We start from the raw sequence: 20,238 nt of genomic DNA, 5'->3' as shown, positions 1-20,238 counted from the left end.
GGTTCCCTCCGGTCACCACGTCACAGGTTGCGCTGGGCGTAGCGCGCCCAGTCCTCGTCGAGCCGGTTGAGGAAGGCCTCGGCGTTGCCGCCGGTCACCAGCTTCTGCAGATAGTTGTCGTGCGGGATCGCGCCGGGCAGGTAGGTGCCGGCGCCCTGGAAGAAGCGGCCCGAGTCCAGATAGGGCTGCAGCCCCTCGACCCGGTCGTCGGCGACCGGTGGAGCGTTCCTCGTCGTGGACCAGCCGACGAACTCCGCGTTGTACGCGTCCATCACCGGCTGCCGCATCAGATACCGCAGGAACGCCCGCGCCCCCTCCGGCTGCCGGGCGGCGTCCGGCACCCACAGGGCCAGGTCGAGGTTGACCCGGACCTTGACGTCCTTCGGGTCCTCCGTCGCCGGCAGGGCGAACGTACCGAGCCGCAGCTCCGGGTTGATCTTCTCGACCTCGCCGAGCGCCCACGGACCCTGCAGATACATCGCCGCTCGGCCGCGCGCGAACGCCACGTTCCCGTCGTAGTAACCCCGGCTCGCCGCATCCCGGTTGGTGTACTTCCCGAGGGCGAGCATCTTCTCGGCCGCGTCCCGGAACTCCGCGCCGAACGACACCTCCGCCCCCGGCCCGGCGTCCGCGCCCTGCTCCTTGAGCCGCGCGAAGAACCCGGTGACGTCGAGGGCGCTCCCCGTCACGTAGTCGAACAGCCCCTGCGAGATGGTCCAGAGATCCTTGTACGTCTGGACGATCGGCACGATGCCCCGCGCCCGGAACGTCCGGCAGGCCGCCAGGAGTTCACTCCAGGTCGTCGGGACCGCGACGTCGGCCCGCTCGAAGAGCGCCTTGTTGTAGATGACGCCGGCCGCGGTCGCGGAGTACGGCAGCACGCTGGTCTCGGACCCGTACTGCGCGTACTGCCCGACGAGATCCTGGATCCGGTCGTCGATCCGCCGCGCCTCCGGAAGCTCCGCCAGGTCCGAAAGGGCACCCCGGGCAAGGAAGTTGGACGTCTCCAGGTTGTAGTTGTAACACCCCAGGTCGGGCGGCGTGCCCCGGACGAACTGCGGGACGAGCGGAGCGGGCGTCGAGTCGTGGACGACGAAGAACTCGGACTGCGCGGCGTTGAACCGGTTGACCAGGCGGCGGAAGTACGGCACGGCCTCGGGCTTGTTCTGCAGGAACCGCACCCGTGTCCGCCCCTCGGCCGAGGACGCGTACCCGGAGAGCACCGCACCGCCCGCGGCCGCGCCCGCGAGGGCGCCGCCGATCCGCAGGACCGTACGGCGGGACGGCCGGTGCTGCGACATCGTCGATGAACGCATGAGCCGGTCCCCTCAGTCCGCGAGACCTGGACGGGAATCGCCCGCCGCATCCGGCTCCAGCCACACGGTCGTGTCCGGCGGGAGCAGCGGCCCGTCGAGCGGCGCGCTGGCGAGGACGACCCGGCCGGACGGCAACGCCACCGGCGCCGTACCGAAGTTGGTCACGCAGGCCCAGCCGCCCGGACGCCGGAAGTGCACCCTCTCCGGCTCGTCGTCCACCCAGGTCAGCGACTCGTCGGTCTGCAGCCGGCGCCGCTCGGCCAGGGCCCGCCGGTAGAACGCCAGCGTCGAGGCCGGATCGTCCTGCTGCGCCTCGACGGAGTGCCCGGCGAACGCCTCGGGCTGCGGCAGATGCGCGCCCCCGGGCCCGAATCCGTACGACGGCCCGGACTCGGCCCACGGCAGCGGCACCCGGCAGCCGTCCCTGCCCCGTTCGGCGCCCCGGGACCGCAGCCACGTGGGGTCCTGCAGCGCCTCATCCGGCAGGTCGGCCACCTCGAACAGGCCCAGCTCCTCGCCCTGGTAGAGATAGGTCGAGCCGGGCAGCGCGAGCGCGAGCAGCGTCACGGCCCGGGCCCGGCGCAGGCCCCGCGAGAGGTCGGGCAGCGGGTCCTTGCCGCCGCCGAGCAGCCACGCGGGCAGGTCGGTGCCGTTCGGCAGGGCGTAGCGCGTGGCGTGCCGTACGACGTCGTGGTTGGAGAACACCCACGTGGACGAGGAGCCGGAGGCCGCGGCCAGGGTGAGGTTCTCGGCGATGATCCGGCGGAAGTCCTCCGGGTCCCAGCCGGCGCGCAGCAGATCGAAGTTGAAGGCCTGGCCGAGCCCGTCGGGGGAGGCGTAGCGGGCCCGGCGGTGAGCGGGCACCCAGGCCTCGGCGACGGCGGTGCGCGGCGGGTCGTACGCGTCGAAGACGGCGCGCCACTCGCGGTAGATCTCGTGCACCCCGTCCCGGTCCTGGAGCCGGTGCGTGCCGTCGGCCTGCCCGGCGGCGTCCAGTCGGGCCCGGTCGGGCAGCGGCTCGGAGAGGTCCTTCACGAGCATGTGCGCCACGTCGACGCGGAATCCGTCCACGCCCCGGTCGGCCCAGAACCGCAGCGTGCGGAGGAAGTCGGCCCGCACGTCCGGGTGTTCCCAGTTGAGGTCGGGCTGCTCGGGGGCGAAGAGGTGCAGATACCACTCGCCGTCGCCCACGTGCTCCCAGGCCGGACCGCCGAACGTCGCCGTCCAGTCCGTGGGCGGCTCCTTGCCGTCCGGGCCGGTGCCGCGCCGGAACACATAGCGGTCGCGGGCGGCCGAGCCGGGCCCCGCGGCAAGGGCTTCGCGGAACCAGGCGTGCCGGTCGGAGGTGTGGTTGGGGACGATGTCGACGACGATGCGGATCCCGGCGGCGTGCAGCGCGGCGACGAGGGCGTCGAACTGGTCGAGCGTGCCGATGCGGGGGTCGACGTCGCGGTGGTCGTCCACGTCGTAGCCGCCGTCGGCGAGCGCCGAGGGGTAGAAGGGGCTGAGCCACACCGCGTCCACGCCCAGCTCGCGCAGATGGCCGACGCGCGAGGTGATGCCGGGCAGGTCGCCGATGCCGTCGCCGTCGGAGTCGGCGAAGCTGCGCGGATAGATCTGGTAGACGACCGCCTGCCGCCACCAGGCCTCGGTCTCGTTCCCCGGGGTTCCGGACACCTCGTACTCCGGTGCGCCGGTCGCGTCCTGTCGGGTTTCGAGGGTCTCCACAGCCGTGTCCACCATGGGGCGGATCCTTTCGCCGGGTATTAAATCTAGGAACTAGATTTATTAACTCGCTGTAAGCTAGGCGGGCATTCAGAGGGGGTCAAGAGGTTGGTCGAGAGAACATCGTCGGCGTCGACGCGGCAGATCCGGGAGGCGAACCTCCGCGCGGTCCTGCACCGCATGTGGGACTCCGAACCCGTCACCGGCACGGACCTGATCGACTCCACCGGGCTCACCCGCGCCACCGTCCACGGCGTGTGCGAGGACCTCACCCGGCGGGGCTGGATCCACGAGGTCGAGAACCAGCGCGAGCACGGGGGCTACCGCATGGGCCGCCCCGCCCGGCGGTACGCGTTCCAGCCCCTGGCCGGCGTCGTCGTCGGCGTCGACTGCGGCCAGCACCGCGCCCGCGCCACCGTCGCCGACCTGCGCGGCAATACGCTCGCCCGGCACGGCAGCTCCTTCTCGGGCCCGGAACACCCCCCCGAGGAGCGGCTCGACGTCCTGAACCGCACGATCCTCGCGGCCCTCGCCAAGGCGTCCGTACCGCCCGAGCGGGTGCTCGTGGTCGTGACCGCCGTCCCGGCGCCCGTCGACGCCGAGGGCCGCACGGCGGGGACGGTCAACCCCTTCTGGGAGCAGATGAATCCCGACATCGCCGGGCATCTGTCCCGCGAGCACGGCTGGCAGGTCATCGTCGACAACGACGCCAACCTCGCGGCGGAGGCGGAGCGTTGGCAGGGTGCTGGGCGCGGCCTGGACAACTTCGTCACGCTGCTCACCGGCGAACGCATCGGCGCGGGCATCGTGGACGACGGCAACCTGCTGCGGGGGGCGCGCGGCGGCGCCGGTGAGATGCGCTTCCTCGACCTGGTCGAAGGCGTCGGCTCCGCGCACGGCATCGCCAGACTGGCCCGCGACTGGGCCCAGGAAGCCGTGCGCACGGACGCCCACCCCGAATCCACACTGCGGGACCTGCCCCCCGAGGGCATCGACGCCGAAGCGGTCTTCACGGCGGCCGAGGCCGACGACCCGCTCGCCGTGGAGGTCGTCGAACGCCTCGGCGCCCGCTTCGCCCGCATCGTCGGCGCCCTGGCCGCGCTCCTCGACACCGAACGCCTCGTCCTCGCGGGCGCCCCCGCCCGCTCCTGCGCCCCGATCCGCCGCGTCATCGAGCGCGACCTGCCGCAGTACGTGCACCCGCCCCTCCCCGAGATCGTCATCTCGGATTTCGGCGACGAGATCGTCTCGGTGGGCGCGGTGTGGCGCGCCCTCGACCACGTACGCGCACACGTGGTGGAGATCGACCTCGGGGCTCTTGTGGCCGAGGGGTCGGGACTGGTTTGATCGATGATCGATCAAACCTGGAGGTCTCGCCGTGCAGCAGCCAGCCGAACAGCCGACCCGGCAGCCGGCCGAACAGCCGACCCGGCAGCCGGTCACCGTCGTCACCGGCGGCAGCCGGGGCATCGGAGCCGCGATCTGTGTGCGCCTGGCCGCCGAAGGCCATGACGTCGTCATCGGCTACCGCTCCGACACCTCGGCAGCCAAGGAGGTCGCCGAGGCCGTCACCGCCCAGGGCCGCCGCTGCCTGACCGTACGCGTCGACACCGCCGACGAGGCCGACGTCGACCACCTCTTCGCCACCGCCCGGCAACTCGGCCCGGTCACCGGACTGGTCAACAACGCGGGCGTCAGTGGACCCAACGGCCCCCTCGCCGAGGCCGACGCGGAGGGCATGCGCCACGCCCTGGACGTCAACGTCCTCGGCTACCTCCTCTGCGCCCGCCGCGCCGTACGCGACATGGCGCCCCGGGGGAGCGGCGCCATCGTCAACATCTCCTCGGCCGCCGCGACGCTCGGCGGCCCCGGCCAGTACGTGCACTACGCCGCGGCCAAGGCGGCCGTCGACGCGATGACCGTGGGCCTCGCCAAGGAGGTCGCGCAGGACGGCATCCGCGTCAACTGCGTTGCGCCGGGCACGGTTTGGACCGACTTCCACGAGGACCCGCAGCGCCCCGCCAAGGTGGCCGCGGCCATCCCGATGGGCCGCGCCGGCCGCCCCGACGAGATCACCGGCGCCGTCTCCTGGCTCCTCTCCGACGACGCCTCGTACGCGACCGGAGCCGTGGTGCGCGTGGCGGGCGGACTCTGACGGCTTGGGGCTCACCAGGCCGGAAATCGACCGATCAGCGGCGTACGACCGTCACCGCCACCCGCGCCCCCGGCACCGCCCACACCCACGCCCTGCCCTCGCGCTCGACCACCACGGCCCTGCCGCGGGCCGTGACGCGCCAGTCGGCCGAGGGGAGGGCCAGTCCGGTGAGGTGGGGGCGACGGGATGCGTCGTAGGTCAGCCGATACGTGCCCTTCGCGGGGTCGTACGAGGAGGACCTGACGGTGCCCGCGACGGCCTCCGCGTACGGCTCCGCGGTGCGCTCCTTGTTCGTACGGAACGCGCCGGACTCGTCCACGGCGCAGTACCCGCCGCCGTAGCACCACACGTAGCCCGCCCAGCCGGAGCTGTAGCGGGCGAGGGAGGACATGGCGTCGCGGTAGAAGCGGTTCATGTTCGGCAGCGAGTTGTTGAGCGGGCCCCATTCGCCCACGACCACCGGGACCCCGTACTGCTTCGGGTACTGCGTGACGGCCCGCTCGTACGCCTCGATCCAGCCCGCCGACGGGTCGTAGTCGGCGCCGCCCTCCATCGCGGTGTTGTAGAAGTGCGGCGCGTACACCACCTTCTCGTCGTCGATGCGGCCGAGTCCGGTCGGGACGCCCTCGCCGACGATCGGGGTCGGCTCGACGAAGACCCAGTTGTCGTCGTCCACCGAACGGATCGCGTCGGCCAGGCGGTTGTACATCGGGGTGAGGTGCTCGCGTTCGATGCGCCGGGCGGCGTCGGGGAGTTGCTCGCCGGGGCGGAGCTCTCCCATCGGCTCGTTGATCAGGTCGTAGCCGAACACGGCCGGGTGGCCGGCGAGGCGGCCCGCGAGCACGCGCCACATCCGGGCCTGGGCGCGCCGCAGATCCGCGTCCTCGTAGAGATGCGTGAACGCCCGCTGCACGGCCGGCTGGAAGTACTCCGAGAACCAGTCCTCCGGGTTGGGTTCAAAGGGCAACCCGTCGGTTCTGGTGGCCCATTCGGGAATGCCGCGGTGCCCGAAGGCGGGCCCGAACACGTCCTGGTGCGCGTCGAGGAGGACGCGTACGTCGTGCCGCTCCGCCCAGTCCAGGATCCGCTCGATCTTTCGCAGGTAGGAGCGGCTGTAGTGGCCTCGGCGCGGTTCGAGGTCGTCCCAGAACACCAGCAGGCGGGCGAAGTTGAAGCCCTTGGCCCGCATGTCGCGGAAGTGCTTCTCCTCGATCGCGGAGAGGGCCGCGTCGCCCCGGTTCGCCTTGTCCTCGACGTTCCAGCCGCGCAGCGTCAGCGTACGGCCGCGCTCGTCGGTGAGCGCGGGGATCGTGGAACGCGCGGTGGCGTCGTCGGCGTGGGCGGCCGGGACGGGGAGGAGGAGGACGGCTGTCAGCGTGGCGGCCAGGGAGGCGACGAGGGTTCTGCGCAGCAAGCGGGCTCCAGGTGGTCAAGTTGCCCAGAGGGAACGGGAGTTGGTCACCACGCGGTTCTACTCGCTGGTACGGAAGAGGGGAATGGGCGGGGCGCGGGAACCTGGCGGGCGTACGGGCGGGGCCGCTGCTGTCAGGGGGTGGCGCGGAGCTGGAGCAGATACGTGGCTGTCAGCGCCACCGCACGGTCGCCGTCGTGCGACAACTCCTCCAGGGCCCGGGTCGCCCGGTCCCCGGGAATGTCCGCGAGGGCCTGGGTGAGCCGTCCGCGCGCGGGTGCCGCCGTGGCTTCGTCGGTGAGACGGTCGACGAGGGCGGTCGCGATCCGGTCCCCCGTCGCGGTGTCGCTCGCGAGGGCGGCAAGGACGTCGGCCGCGTCGGTGTCGTTCCTGCCCGCCACGACCATGTCGACGAGCGTCGGGACCACCTCGGGCACCCCGCGCGTGCCGAGCGCCAGTGCCGCGTGCCCGCGGACCACGACGTCCGCGCTGCCGAGCGCGTCCCGCAGCCGCGCGGTGGCCTCGTCGCCGGGCAGCTCGGCGAGCGACTGCACGGCCCGCTCCCGTACGGCGGCGAGGGGCGAGGTCAGGCCCTCCGCGAGGAGAGCGGGCACGCCGGGCACGCCGGTGCCCGCGTCCGCGCCCTCGCCCTGGCCTTCTTCTCGGCCTTCTCCCGCGCGTTCTCCCGCGCGTTCTCCCGCGCCCGAGTGGGCGAGGGCCCAGCGCAGTGCTCCGGCGACGTTCGGGTCCGCCTCGTTCAGGGCGGCCTCGACCAGGGCCTCCACCGGAACCGGAACCTCGTCCACCGAGGAGAGCGCCGCGCGCTGACGCGTCTCCGTGTGCGTCGAACCGAGCGCATGGAGCAGGGAGACGACCTGCAGCACGTCCTCCCACCCGCCCGGCTCCGCGGCGTCGATCCGGCGCAGCCGGGTGAGCAACTCGGTCTCGGCGGCGATGCGTTCACGCGTCTGCCGGATCAGGTCGTCGACGAGGGCCGAGGGCGTGAACCCCGGATCGTCGAGCGCGCGCCCGATCTCGCGCAGCGACATCCCGAGCGAACGCAGGCTCTCCACGTGGAAGATCCGCCGGATGTCGTCCCCGGAGTACTCCCGGTAGCCGGAGCTGGTCCGCCCCGTCGGCCGCACCAGGCCCAGCGACTCGTAGTGCCTGAGCATGCGCGCACTGACGCCGGAGCGCCGGGCGACCTCGCCGATCAGCACTTCTGGTGTCCTTCCTGAGCGGTGGGAGTCCTGCCGGTGTGTCTCCATCCCCTACCCGCCCCTTCCCGACAGCCCTGGCCGGGCGGGCGTCCTCAGGCCGGACGGGCCGAATCTCAGCCCGTCCGGCGCTTGAGGACGAGCCCGGAGGGCGATCGGCGGTCACCGGGTCGACGGTGCGGGACGGTGTCCGCGAGCACCTATTCCAGCACCCGTACCCGCTTCGCCTCCTCGATCGCGAACTCGAACCCCATCTCCGGGTCGTGCAGCAGCCGCTCTGTGGCGAGCGCGTGGGTCCGCACCCCCGGGTCGGTGGCCGCCGCGGCCGTACGCAGCGTCGGAACGATCAGCTCGCCCAGGGCGATCAGCGCCCGGCTGAGGCTCAGCTGCGTCTCCCGGTCACCGCGCCCCAACTGCGTCGCGAGCACGGCGGCGAGCCCGGCCTCCTCGCCCTCCGGTACGAGCAGGACCGCGGCCCGCCAGGCGCTCCGGGCCACCTCGTCCTCGGGGTCGGAGAGGAGCGCCGGGGTGATCGCAGGCCAGGCGCTGCGGTCCCCGATTTTGGACAGGGTGTGCAGGGCCTGACTCCGGGCCTGCGCGCGCTCCGAGCGGACCTCCCGGAGCAGCTCGGGGAGCGTCAGGTCCACCGGGTGGCGGGTGAGCGCCCAGGTGAGCATGTCGCGCACGAAGAACTCCGGCTCGACCGCGCAGCGCTCGACCAGCTTGCCGACGAACCGCGGGTCCGGCTCCGTACCGACCGCCATCGCCGCCCGCAGCCGCACCGACGAACGGCCGTCCTCCAGGGCCGCCCGCGCAGCCGCCGCATCCCCGCCCAGGGTCTCCATGGTCATCGGGACCACCTCCTCGACAAGGAGTGAAGGGCTTGTCACCGTGTCAAGGTCAAGCGGTCCCACCCGTTACGGCGCGCGGGCCGGGCGCGGCGGCCCCGTTCAGGCCCGCCCGCGCCCGGCCCGCGAAGACCGGTCGAGCTGTGCTGTCAGTGGTCCTCGACGATGCTGACCGCGATGCCGTCCTTGAGTTCGACCTTGGCGGAGACGCCGTTCTTGGAGGCGGCTTCGAGTTCGGCCTCGGTGCACTTCTGGGCGGCCTGGCCTTCCGCGTCGCCGCAGATGTCGCCCGCGCCCTGGATGTCGGTGGTGGTGGAGGTGAAGAACTGCTGCTCCACGCCCTTCTGGTCGCTGACGGTGTACTTGCCGGGGGCGAGGTAGGAGACGTTGCCGAACCAGGTGCCGCTCACGCCCTTGCCGCCGCTGCCCTGCGCCTTCGCGTCCTCGTCACCGCCGCCCTCGCCGCCGGACTTCGCGTTCCCCGAGTCCTTCGGCGCGGAGGCGGGGTCGTCGGACTTCTTCGTGCCCGTGTCGCTGCCGCTGTCCTGGCACGCGGTGAGCAGAGCGGTGGACGCGATCAGGGCGACGGTGGCGAGTACGGTCTTGCGGGCGTTGGTACGAAGCATGGTTCGGGCTCCCCCTGCGTGGTGATCATGGTGCGGCAGGCCGGGCCGGACGGCCCTCGTGCCTGCGTGGTCGATCTTCATCCTCACCCACGCCGTGAGCCCCGGGGAAGCGCGGTTACGAGGCGGAGACAGAGCCGCCACCGATACGGGACACCAGGTCAGGCGGTACGGAACGCGCGCGGACGCGGCCGTGCGCGACCCCCGTCGTCGTCAGTGACCTCTTGGCTGCGTCGCAGGTGCCCCCCTGACTTCGTCGCAGGTGACCCCTTGACCGCCGTGAGTCCAGCGATTAACTTGCGGTAGCCGTAGATTTACGACCGCCGAAAGGAGGCGACCAGCGGATGAACACCAACTCCGACCTCGGCCGCCTCGCCCAGCTCACGGTCTGGGTGCCTGGCCGGATCGCGCACGGCTGCTGAACCCGCCGCCGTTCTGACGGTCCGCTTCACGGCGCCGTCCCCCGGGTTTCCCCTCACATCCTTCTCCCGTCACACCTGCCGGTATTCCCTTGCCTTCCGGTACGTCGATGACGCATGCCGTAGTGCGCCCGCCCCAGCTCGCGCGGAGCGTCCGAACACAGAAAGCTGCCCGACCTTGGCGAACACGATGAACCAGCCGATCGCGCACCGAACCGAGGGCCTGTCATGACGGCGGCACGGATCACGGTCAACGGCACCGAGACGCCCCTCGCCCCGGCTGCGCCCCACACCACCGTTCTCGACTTCCTGCGAGAGCGCGGCCTCACCGGCACCAAGGAAGGCTGCGCCGAGGGCGAGTGCGGCGCCTGTTCGGTCCTCGTGGCCCGGCCCGGCGTGGACAAGCCCACCGACTGGGTCGCGGTCAACGCCTGCCTGGTCCCGGCCGCCGCCCTCGACGGCCAGGAGGTCGTCACCTCCGAAGGCCTGGCCACCGTCGGCGAGCCCGGGACGGCACCCGAACTGCACCCCGTACAGCAGGAGATGGCCGTCCGCGGCGGCTCCCAGTGCGGCTACTGCACCCCGGGCTTCGTCTGCAGCATGGCCGCCGAGTACTACCGGTCGGACCGCTGCGAGCACGCGGACACGGAGGCCGAAGCCGCCGACGGCGCCGACCACGAGCACGGCCCCAACGGCTTCGATCTGCACGCCCTGAGCGGCAACCTCTGCCGCTGCACCGGCTACCGGCCGATCCGCGACGCCGCGTTCGCCGTCGGCGCGCCCACCGACGAGGACCCGCTCGCACAGCGCCGCGAGCAGTCCCCGCCCGCGCCGGCCGCCACCGAGTACACCCAGGACGACTCCGTCTTCGTACGGAAGAACACCCTCGCCGAGACCCTGCAGCTGCTGCGCGAGCGGCCCGACGCGGTGGTCGTGGCCGGGTCCACGGACTGGGGCGTCGAGGTCAACATCCGCTCCCGCAGGGCGAGTTGCGTCGTCGGCCTGGACCGTCTCCCCGAACTGCGGGAGCTGCGCGTCGAGTCCGACCACATCGAGGTCGGGGCCGCGCTCACGCTCACCGAGATCGAGCGCCGCCTCGACGGCGAAGTCCCGCTGCTCGCCGAGCTGTTCCCGCAGTTCGCGTCCCGGCTGATCCGCAACGGCGCCACCCTCGGCGGCAACCTGGGTACCGGCTCGCCCATCGGTGACAGCCCGCCGGTGTTGCTCGCCCTGGAGGCGTCGCTCGTACTCGCCGACGCCGACGGTGAGCGGGAGGTGCCGCTCGCCGACTACTTCACCGGTTACCGGCAGAGCGTGCGCCGTCCCGGTGAGCTGATCCGGGCGGTGCGCATCCCGCGCCCGCTGTCGCCGGTCACCGGCTTCCACAAGATCGCCAAGCGGCGCTTCGACGACATCTCCAGCGTGGCGGTCGCCTTCGCCCTCGACATCGAGGACGGGATCGTCCGCAAGGCCCGCATCGGCCTGGGCGGCGTGGCCGCCACCCCGATCCGGGCGCTGGAGACCGAGGCCGCCCTGGAGGGCAAGCCCTGGTCGGCGGAGACCGTCGACGCCGCGGCCCGAGTGCTGCGCGGTGCGGGCACGCCGATGAGCGACCATCGGGCCAGTGCCATCTACCGTTCCGCGATGCTCGGCCAGAGCCTGCTGAAGCTGCACGCACAGACCACCGAGGCGGTGTCGTCATGAGCCATCTGTCCGAGCGTCCCGAGAAGCCCGTAGTCGGTGTTTCGCTGCCGCACGAGAGTGCGTTCCAGCACGTCACCGGCGGCGCGCTCTACACCGACGACCTGGTCCAGCGCACCAAGGACGTGCTGCACGCCTACCCGGTCCAGGTCATGAAGGCCCACGGCCGGATCACGGCGCTGCGCACCAAGCCCGCCCTCGAAGTGCCGGGCGTGGTCCGGGTGTTGACCGGCGCCGACGTCCCCGGGGTCAACGACGCCGGCATGAAGCACGACGAGCCGCTCTTCCCCGACGAGGTCATGTTCCACGGCCACGCCGTCGCCTGGGTGCTCGGCGAGACCCTGGAGGCGGCCCGGCTCGGCGCGGAGGCCGTCGAGGTCGAACTCGACGAACTGCCCTCCCTGATCACGCTCCCCGAGGCGATCGAGGCCGGCAGCTACCACGGCGCCCAGCCGCTGATGGAGACCGGCGACACCGACGCGGGCTTCGCCGACTCCGCGCATGTGATCTCCGGCGAGTTCCAGTTCGCCGGCCAGGAGCACTTCTACCTCGAGACGCATGCGGCCCTGGCCCAGGTCGACGAGAACGGCCAGGTGTTCATCCAGAGCAGCACCCAGCACCCGTCCGAGACCCAGGAGATCGTCTCCCACGTGCTCGGCGTGCCGTCGCACGAGGTGACGGTGCAGTGCCTGCGGATGGGCGGCGGCTTCGGCGGCAAGGAGATGCAGCCGCACGGCTTCGCGGCCATCGCCGCCCTCGGCGCCAAGCTGACCGGCCGCCCGGTCCGGTTCCGGTTCAACCGGACCCAGGACCTGACCATGTCCGGCAAGCGGCACGGATTCCACTCCACGTGGAAGATCGGCTTCGACGCGGACGGCCGCATCCAGGCCCTCGACGCCACCCTGACCGCGGACGGCGGCTGGAGCCTGGACCTCTCCGAGCCGGTCCTCGCCCGCGCGCTGTGCCACATCGACAACACGTACTGGATCCCCAACGCGCGCGTCGCCGGTCGCATCGCCAAGACCAACACCGTCTCCAACACCGCGTTCCGCGGCTTCGGCGGACCGCAGGGCATGCTCGTGATCGAGGACATCCTCGGCCGCTGCGCGCCCCAGCTCGGCCTGGACCCCATGGAGCTGCGGGAGCGCAACTTCTACCAGCCCGGCCAGGGCCAGACGACGCCGTACGGCCAGCCGGTCACCCAGGCCGAGCGGATCTCCACCACCTGGCAGCAGGTGGTGGAGAAGGGCGGCATCGCCGACCGCAAGCGCGAGATCGCGGCCTTCAACGCCGCGCACCCGCACACCAAGCGGGCCCTCGCGATCACCGGCATCAAGTTCGGCATCTCGTTCAACCTCACCGCCTTCAACCAGGGCGGCGCGCTCGTGCTGATCTACAAGGACGGCTCGGTCCTGATCAACCACGGCGGCACCGAGATGGGCCAGGGCCTGCACACCAAGATGATGCAGGTGGCCGCGACCACCCTGGGCATCCCGCTGCACAAGGTCCGCCTCGCCCCGACGCGTACCGACAAGGTGCCCAACACCTCGGCCACCGCGGCCAGTTCGGGTGCGGACCTGAACGGTGGGGCGATCAAGAACGCCTGTGAGCAGCTGCGCGAGCGGCTCCTCCAGGTGGCCGCGAGCCAGCTGGGTTCGAACGCCTCGGACGTGCGCATCGTCGAGGGCGTCGCGCGCTCGCTGGGCAGCGACAAGGAGCTGGCCTGGGACGAACTGGTCCGCACCGCGTACTTCCAGCGGGTGCAGCTGTCGGCGGCCGGTTTCTACCGGACCGAGGGGCTGCACTGGGACGCGAAGACGTTCCGGGGCTCGCCGTTCAAGTACTTCGCCAACGGCGCCGCGGCGACCGAGGTCGAGGTGGACGGCTTCACCGGCGCGTACCGCATCCGCCGAGTGGACATCGTGCACGACGTCGGCGACAGCCTCTCCCCGATGATCGACATCGGCCAGGTCGAGGGCGGCTTCGTGCAGGGCGCGGGCTGGCTGACCCTGGAGGACCTGCGCTGGGACGTCAGCGACGGTCCGAACCGCGGCCGGCTCCTCACCCAGGCGGCGAGCACGTACAAGCTGCCGAGCTTCTCGGAGATGCCCGAGGAGTTCCACGTCACGCTCCTGGAGAACGCGACCGAGGAGGGCGCGGTCTACGGCTCCAAGGCGGTCGGTGAGCCGCCGCTGATGCTGGCGTTCTCGGTCCGTGAGGCGCTGCGGCAGGCCGCCGCCGCGTTCGGGCCCACCGGCACCGTCGTCGAACTGGCCTCGCCCGCGACGCCGGAAGCGGTGTTCTGGGCGATCGAGTCGGCCCGCGAGGCGCCTTCGGACGCCGGGTCGGCCGAGGGCCGGCGCGCAGAAGTTCTGAGCGGTGCCTGACATGGCCTGGGTCGCCGCGGTCGCGCGGTTGCGGGCACGCCGGGAGTCCGGCGTGCTCGTGACCGTCGCGACCGTGCGCGGCCACGCCCCGCGCGAGGCCGGAGCGAAGCTCGTCGTCGGACGGACCGGGGCCTGGGGCTCGATCGGCGGCGGCAACATCGAGGCCGTCGCGATCGACCGCGCCCGGGAGCTGATCGAAGCGGCCAAGTCGGAGCCCGAGTTGATCGACTTCGCCCTGAACGACAAGGTGACCAACCAGCACGGCGTGCAGTGCTGCGGCGGCACGGTGCAGGTGCTGCTCGAACCGCTGCCCGTGGTGCGGGCGGTGGCCGTCTTCGGCGTCGGGCACGTCGGCCTGGAGCTGGCGCGCATCCTCGTACGCCAGGACCTCGATCTGCATCTGATCGACAGCCGCGCCGCCATGCTCACCGATGAGCGGCTCGGCGTCCTCGGGGACGCGGTGGCGCAGCTGCATGTGCATCACACGCCGCTGCTGCCCGAGGAGGTCCTGGAGGACCTGCCGCAGGGCACGCACGTCCTGATCATGACCCACGACCACGCGGAGGATGCCGCCCTGTGCGACGCCGCCCTGCGGTCCACGCACCTCGGCTCCGTCGGCCTGATCGGTTCGGCGGCGAAGTGGGCGCGTTTCCGCAAGCGCCTGTCCACCGAGGGCGGTCACGACGACGCCACGATCGACCGGATCAAGACGCCGATCGGCCTGCCCGACATCACCGGCAAGGACCCGTCGACGATCGCCGTGAGCGTGGCGGCGGATCTGCTGCGCACGTTCGAGGCGGAGGAGGGCTGACACCGCCCATGCGGCCGACGGGCGTTGGCGCGACGCCTGCGCGGGCACGGGCGGTGGCAGCCCCGGTCACCTTCGATCCGCCTTCGTGTAAGTGGCCAGGGCCTTCGCCTCGTCCAGCTTCCTGAGGACCATCTCCCCGCCGGGCGCCCGCAGCACGTACTTGGACTCGAACTGCGGGGCCGGGCAGTGGGTGGTCTTCCTGCCTCGCAGGAGCTCGGCGTGGGAGGGCTCGATCGTGTCCTCCCAGATGTTCACCACGTCCATCCGGACCTGGCAGTCCGTGCCCTTCAGCGTCTCGACCGTCAGCGACGCGGGACGGTTCGGCGCGGCCTGCCGGAACGTCAGCCGATGGCTGCCGTCCTTGGCGCGCCAGGTGCCGAGGAAGCGCTCGCCGAGCTGCTTGTAGACGGTCCGCTGCTCGCCGAAGCCCTGCCCTGCATGCCAGTCAAGGGTCGTACCGCTGTTCCAGGTCTTCGTCGAGAACGTCGCCGACCGCCCGTCGCCCGCGACCCGGACCCGGTCCCAGCCGTCCCAGTCCTTGGAGACGTGGGTGTCCCAGGCACCGAACTCCCCGGTGCCGACGGCCGCGACGGTCTCCGCGGGCGGCTCACCGTCGCGGCAGTAGTCCGCGAAGTTCGCGCGTACGGCGACGGTGCCGAGGCGCACCTCCAGGTCGATGCCCTGACACGGCTCGGTCTCCGTCGCGTACAGCGTCCGCGACGCGGACCAGGGCGCGTCCGCCGCACTCCGGTGCCGCTCGACAAGCCCCGTGCCCGGCCGGTACCGCAGGGAGACCCGGTGCCCGTCACCCAGCTCGACGACCGCCTCGTCGTCGGTGTCCTTCACGACCCGGGACGCGTCGGCCCCCGTCTCACACCCGGTGACACCGCCCACCGCCACGAGTGCCGCGGCGACCCCCGCGAGAACCTTGCGTGACATGCGCTTCCCCCGAACTCGACTACGAGGCCACAGCGTACGGACGGCGTCGGCCGCGCCGCCCCCCGCCCCACCCTCACTCGAACGGCTCGCCAGGGGGACAGCCACCGGGGCAGGACCTTCACTGGGAGACATGGCTCGCCTCGACCAAGCGCCCGCCCCGCGTCTCCGCTCCGCCGCCGCGCTGGGCCTTGTCGCGGCCCTCGCCGCCGCGGGCTGCTCGGGCCCCGACAACACCGCGGCCCTCCGTGCGGCGCCCACGCCGACCTCGGAGTTGTCCTCCGCCCCGCCCGCCCAGCCGCCCCCGAGCCTCACCCGGGACAAGGTCGACGCGGCCGTGGACCAGCTCGACGACGTCGTCCAGGACGCCATGCGCAAGACCGGTGTGCCGGGCGTGGCCGTCGCTGTGGTCCATGACGACGAGGTGCTCTACCTGAAGGGCTTCGGGGAGCGGAAGGCCGGTGCGGAGGGGAAGGTCGGGGCCGACACCGTGTTCCAGCTCGCCTCGGTCTCCAAGCCGGTCGCCTCGACCGTGGTCGCCGCGGAGGTGGGGGAGAAGACCGTCGGCTGGGACGACCCGGTCGTCAAGTACAGCCCCGGCTTCGCCCTCAAGGACCCCTGGGTCTCCGACCACGTCACGCTCGCCGACCTGTTCTCGCACCGCAGCGGGCTGCCCGACCACGCCGGTGACCTCCTGGAGGACCTCGGCTACGACCGCTCGTACATCCTGGAGCATCTGCGGTACGAGCCGCTGGCCCCGTTCCGCGCGAGCTACGCGTACACCAACTTCGGGCTGACCGAGGCCGCGGTCGCCGCCGCGCGGGCGGCGGACACCAGCTGGGAGAAGCTGTCCGAGGACAAGCTGTACGGGCCGCTCGGCATGGACTCCTCCAGCTCCTCCTTCGCCGACTACGAGAAGGCCGAGAACAAGGCCGTCACACACGTGAAGCAGGGCGACACCTGGAAGGCCGCGTACGTACGGGACGCCGAGGCGCAGAGCCCGGCCGGCGGCGCCAGCTCCACTGTGCGGGACATGGCGAAGTGGCTGCGACTGCAGCTCGGCGACGGCAAGTTCGAGGGCAAGCAGGTCGTCGACGGCGAGGCCCTCGCCGAGACGCATCTGCCGCACATCGTCTCCGAGCCGCCGCACGCCCCGGCGGGCAGGACCGGGTTCTACGGCCTCGGCTGGAACGTCAGCTACGACGACCAGGGCAGGCTCAAGCTCGGCCACTCCGGCGCCTTCGCGCTCGGCGCGGCCACCAACGTCACCATGCTGCCGTCGGAGAACCTCGGCATCGTCGTCCTCACCAACGGCCAGCCCGTGGGTGTGCCCGAGGCGATCGCCAGCACGTTCCTCGACACCGCGCAGACGGGCGGGCCCACCGTCGACTGGCTGGCGTTCATCGGCCCGCTCCTGCAGCAGGCCGCGGAAGGCGACCGCTCCGAGACGGACTACGCCAAGCCCCCGAAGGACGCGGCCCCGGCCAAGGAGGACGACGCGTATACGGGTACGTACGCGAACGACTACTACGGGCCGATGACCGTGAGCGCGGAGGGCGACGAGCTCGTCATGCAACTGGGCCCGAAGAAGCAGAGGTTCCGGCTCACGCACTACGAGGGCGACACCTTCAGTTACAGCACTACGGGGGAGAACGCGGTGGGCTTGTCCGGGGTGACGTTCAGCGTGGACTCCGCAGGGCGCGCCGAGAAGGTCCGGGTCGAGAACCTGGACGCGAACAAGCTGGGCACGTTCACGAGACAGTGACCGTCACGGGGGCCAGCCCTCGGACCCCCCGCTCCTCAAACGCCGGAGGGGCTGGATTTAGCCCCTCCGGGCTACTGCATCTGTCGCCGCACCAGCTCATGCAGCCGCCCGCCCGTGTCCGCCAACAGCTGGGCCGGCGGGCCCTGTTGGACGACGCGGCCCTCTGACATGACGATGACGCGGTCGGCGCCGAGCACCGTGGAGAGGCGGTGGGCGATCACGATGCGGGTGGCGTTCAGGGTGCGGGTGCTGTCCATGACCGTGCGCTGCGCCTCGTTGTCCAGCGCGCTCGTCGCCTCGTCGAAGAAGAGGACGCGGGGGCGGCGGATCAGGGCCTGGGCGATCATCAGACGCTGGCGCTGCCCGCCGGAGATCGCACCGCCGCCGGAGATCATCGTGTGCAGCCCCATCGGCATCCGCTTGATGTCCTCGGCGAGGCCCGCCATCGCCGCCGCCTCCCAGGCCTCCTCCTGCGTGAACGACTCGGCTCCGCAGATGCAGTCCAGGATCGAACCGGTCAGCGGCTGGGCGTTCTGCAGGACCACACCGCACTGGCGGCGCACCGCCGACTGGTCGAGGGCCGCGAGGTCCTGGCCGTCGTAGAGCACGCTCCCCGCGACCGGCTCGTCGAAGCCGATCAGCAGGCGCAGCAGCGTCGACTTGCCGCAGCCGCTCGGGCCGACCACGGCCACGAACTCGCCCGGCCTGATCGAGAGCGACACGTCGTCCAGGACCAGCGGACCGTCGTCGGAGTAGCGGAAGGAGACGCCGCGCGCCTCGATCTCGCCCTGCAGCTCGCCCGGCTGGGTGCTCCCGGCGCGCACCTCGGGGGCCTCGTCGAGGACGGGCTTGATCTGCTCGAACATCGGCAGCACCGCGGCCGCCGAGAGCAGTGCTCCGGTGAGCTGCGTGACGGCCGTCAGGAGCATCGTCACGGCCGTGCTGAACGTGAGGAACTCAGCCGCGGTCAGGCTGCCCCTGGCCGGTCCCGCGAGCAGCACGAACATGATGAGCGTGCAGAGCGGCAGATAGACGGAGTTGAGGACCGTCGTGACGTTCTTGATGCGGCCGGCCCGCTGCTGGAGCTCCCGGCTGCGCGCGAACTCCCCGGCCCAGGCCGCGTACGCGAAGCTCTCCGCACCGGCGACGCGCAGCTTGGGCAGACCGCGCAGGGTCTGGAACGCCTGGTTGTTCAGCTTGTTGGCGAGCTCCACCAGACGCCGCTGCCAGCGCAGTTCCCACAGGCCGAGGGCCAGGAACACGGCCGCGATGACGACGAGCATCCCCATCGCGGCCAGGGCGAGCGGGACGCTGTAGAGCATCAGCAGTACGACGTTCATCGCGCCGATCGAGGACGCCTGCAGGGAGACCGGGCCGATGCCCGACAGAACCCGCCGGATCGCGCTCACGCCCATCGCCGCACTCGCCAGCTCGCCTGTGGAGCGGGCCGCGAAGAAGCGTGTGGGCAGCCTCAGCAGCCGGTCCCAGACGGCCGGTTGGAGCGCGCTCTCCATCCGGCCCTCCATCCGGAGGACGGTGAGGTTCTGCAACAGCATGAACGCCGCGGAGACGATGCTGGTGATCATGACGGCCACGGACACCTGGACGATCAGGCTCGTCTCGGCGTTCGGCACGAAGACACCGAGCACCTGCCCCGTGGCGATCGGCACGAGCGCGCCGACCACGACCGTCACCAGGGAGGCGAGCGCGAGGTTGCGTACGTCGACGCCACTGCCGCGCAGACTGAACAGGCCGAGCCGCCACGGCGTCAACGGCCGGTCCGGCAACGGCCGGTAGAACATCACGGCCCGCGGCTCGAACTCGTCCGCGTTGGACTTGTCGACCCGGGTCCGCCGCCCCGACGTCGGGTGCACCGACTCGTAGCCGCCGCGCCGCCACAGCAGGGCGACCGGAGTACCGCTCACGCGCTGCCCCACCAGCGGGCCCGCGTTCTCCCGCCACCAGGGGCCGGCGAGCCGCACGGCACGCGTACGGATCCGGGAGGCCACCGCGATCTGCTCCACCGGGTCGATCCGGTCGCTGACGGCGCCGCCCTCCACCGTGTCGGCCAGCGTGATGCCCGCCGCCTCGGCGACCAGACGACAGGCCGCGTACGTCGCGTCCCGGCCGCCCGCCGACTCCGTACGACGGGACGAACCCCGCCTGCCCGAGCGGCCGATGGAGGCGATCAGCGTGCGGTCGGCCTGCTCGCGGACGTTCTCGCCCGCCTTGATCCCGGCCGCCGTACGGTCCTCGTGGGCCCGCTCCAGACGTTCGATCCAGCGGTCGAGCGCGGAGAGCAGCCGCCACTGCTGGTTGACCATCCGCTGCCACATCGCCGGGTCGACGAGCAGGTCACCGGCGGCTTCGCCGCTGTAGGCCGCGCCGTACTGCACGCTGCCCGGCACGACCGGCATCCAGAGGATCTCGTCGTCGGCGACGACGTCGTCCCCGATGTTGCGGCCGTCGAGCGGTGCCTCGAAAAGGACCCGGTGGCCGCGTCCGATGCCGAGCGCGAAGGCGTGCTCCAGGAGGCTCAGCGCCTGGTCCTGGGTGTCGTAGTGACTGGGGAACTGCTGCTCGTACGTCCAGGTGTCGCCGTAGTCCGCGCGGTACAGCTCGCGCAGCGGGATCCGGCGGAGCTCGCAGCCCGCCAGGGGCCGGCCGACCAGGGTGTGCTGCGGGCCCTCGACCGGGCCGAGGAGCAGCGTGCCCGGTTCGAGACGGCCGAGGTAGTGCCAGTGGCCCTGCTGCACCGCGTCGACGGCGAACAGGTCGAGGGCGCCCGACACCACGAGCCACAGCACCTGCGGGCCCTCCAGGTGCACGCTGCGCAGGCCCGTGCAGTCGACCGGTGTGCCGAGCGCGCCGAACGCGGCGGCCACGGAATCGTCGTACGCGTGCTGTTCCGGTACGGAGGTCAC

At 71.9% G+C, this 20,238-nt stretch carries 14 protein-coding genes; 6 read left to right on the top strand and 8 right to left on the bottom strand.

Translation table 11 applies throughout. The features are described from left to right. Positions 1-20 precede the first annotated feature (20 nt). Complete coding sequence (locus RCO28_RS15205) at positions 21-1,316, bottom strand: extracellular solute-binding protein (RefSeq protein ID WP_308941646.1); 1,296 nt, start codon at positions 1,314-1,316, stop codon at positions 21-23. Between the two features lie 12 nt (positions 1,317-1,328). Next, complete coding sequence (locus RCO28_RS15200) at positions 1,329-3,059, bottom strand: glycoside hydrolase family 13 protein (RefSeq protein WP_308941645.1); 1,731 nt, start codon at positions 3,057-3,059, stop codon at positions 1,329-1,331. Positions 3,060-3,149: 90 nt separating this feature from the next. Between RCO28_RS15200 and RCO28_RS15195 the strand changes: the two genes are divergently transcribed. Both RCO28_RS15195 and RCO28_RS15190 read left to right on the top strand, forming a co-directional pair. Then, the gene (locus RCO28_RS15195; RefSeq protein ID WP_308941644.1) at positions 3,150-4,388 is read left to right on the top strand and encodes an ROK family transcriptional regulator; all 1,239 of its coding nucleotides are present in this window, start codon (positions 3,150-3,152) and stop codon (positions 4,386-4,388) included. A gap of 31 nt (positions 4,389-4,419) precedes the next feature. Then, positions 4,420-5,196: an SDR family oxidoreductase gene (locus RCO28_RS15190; protein WP_308941643.1), complete on the top strand. Its 777-nt coding sequence runs from the start codon at positions 4,420-4,422 to the stop codon at positions 5,194-5,196. 34 nt (positions 5,197-5,230) lie between these two features. Here the strand turns inward: RCO28_RS15190 and RCO28_RS15185 are convergent, their stop codons facing one another. From RCO28_RS15185 to RCO28_RS15170, 4 genes are all read right to left on the bottom strand, one after another. Beyond that, positions 5,231-6,607 (bottom strand): cellulase family glycosylhydrolase, encoded by a 1,377-nt coding sequence (locus RCO28_RS15185; RefSeq protein WP_308941931.1) that lies wholly within the window; start codon positions 6,605-6,607, stop codon positions 5,231-5,233. 134 nt (positions 6,608-6,741) lie between these two features. Then, on the bottom strand, positions 6,742-7,827 hold the full coding sequence (locus RCO28_RS15180) for a MerR family transcriptional regulator (protein ID WP_308941930.1): 1,086 nt from the start codon (positions 7,825-7,827) through the stop codon (positions 6,742-6,744). Positions 7,828-8,024: 197 nt separating this feature from the next. Further along, on the bottom strand, positions 8,025-8,675 hold the full coding sequence (locus RCO28_RS15175; RefSeq protein ID WP_308941642.1) for a HEAT repeat domain-containing protein: 651 nt from the start codon (positions 8,673-8,675) through the stop codon (positions 8,025-8,027). Positions 8,676-8,821: 146 nt separating this feature from the next. Further along, a complete protein-coding gene (locus RCO28_RS15170) occupies positions 8,822-9,298 on the bottom strand; it encodes a hypothetical protein (protein ID WP_308941641.1) in 477 nt (158 codons plus the stop codon). Between the two features lie 644 nt (positions 9,299-9,942). Between RCO28_RS15170 and RCO28_RS15165 the strand changes: the two genes are divergently transcribed. From RCO28_RS15165 to xdhC, 3 genes are read left to right on the top strand one after another with little or no spacing between them, the layout of a single operon-like run. After that, positions 9,943-11,418, top strand: coding sequence for an FAD binding domain-containing protein (locus tag RCO28_RS15165; protein WP_308941640.1), 1,476 nt, complete (start codon positions 9,943-9,945; stop codon positions 11,416-11,418). Next, positions 11,415-13,802: a xanthine dehydrogenase molybdopterin binding subunit gene (gene xdhB, locus RCO28_RS15160; protein WP_308941639.1), complete on the top strand. Its 2,388-nt coding sequence runs from the start codon at positions 11,415-11,417 to the stop codon at positions 13,800-13,802. The genes RCO28_RS15165 and xdhB overlap by 4 nt, the downstream gene beginning before the upstream one ends. Before the next feature lies 1 nt (position 13,803). Beyond that, entirely contained in the window at positions 13,804-14,613 is an 810-nt protein-coding gene (gene xdhC / locus RCO28_RS15155) for a xanthine dehydrogenase accessory protein XdhC (protein WP_308941929.1), read from the top strand. A gap of 66 nt (positions 14,614-14,679) precedes the next feature. Here xdhC and RCO28_RS15150 read toward each other — a convergent pair whose 3' ends face one another. Beyond that, positions 14,680-15,552, bottom strand: coding sequence for a hypothetical protein (locus RCO28_RS15150; protein WP_308941638.1), 873 nt, complete (start codon positions 15,550-15,552; stop codon positions 14,680-14,682). Positions 15,553-15,682: 130 nt separating this feature from the next. On the opposite strand from RCO28_RS15150, the gene RCO28_RS15145 reads away from it, so the two are divergent. Continuing rightward, positions 15,683-17,314 (top strand): serine hydrolase, encoded by a 1,632-nt coding sequence (locus tag RCO28_RS15145; protein WP_308941637.1) that lies wholly within the window; start codon positions 15,683-15,685, stop codon positions 17,312-17,314. A gap of 71 nt (positions 17,315-17,385) precedes the next feature. Here the strand turns inward: RCO28_RS15145 and RCO28_RS15140 are convergent, their stop codons facing one another. After that, complete coding sequence (locus RCO28_RS15140; RefSeq protein WP_308941636.1) at positions 17,386-20,238, bottom strand: NHLP bacteriocin export ABC transporter permease/ATPase subunit; 2,853 nt, start codon at positions 20,236-20,238, stop codon at positions 17,386-17,388.

Origin of the sequence: Streptomyces sp. LHD-70 (genome assembly GCF_031157275.1) — a bacterium.
In the GTDB taxonomy this organism is placed as follows: Bacteria; Actinomycetota; Actinomycetes; order Streptomycetales; family Streptomycetaceae; genus Streptomyces.
This window is presented reverse-complemented; position numbering and strand designations above follow the sequence as displayed.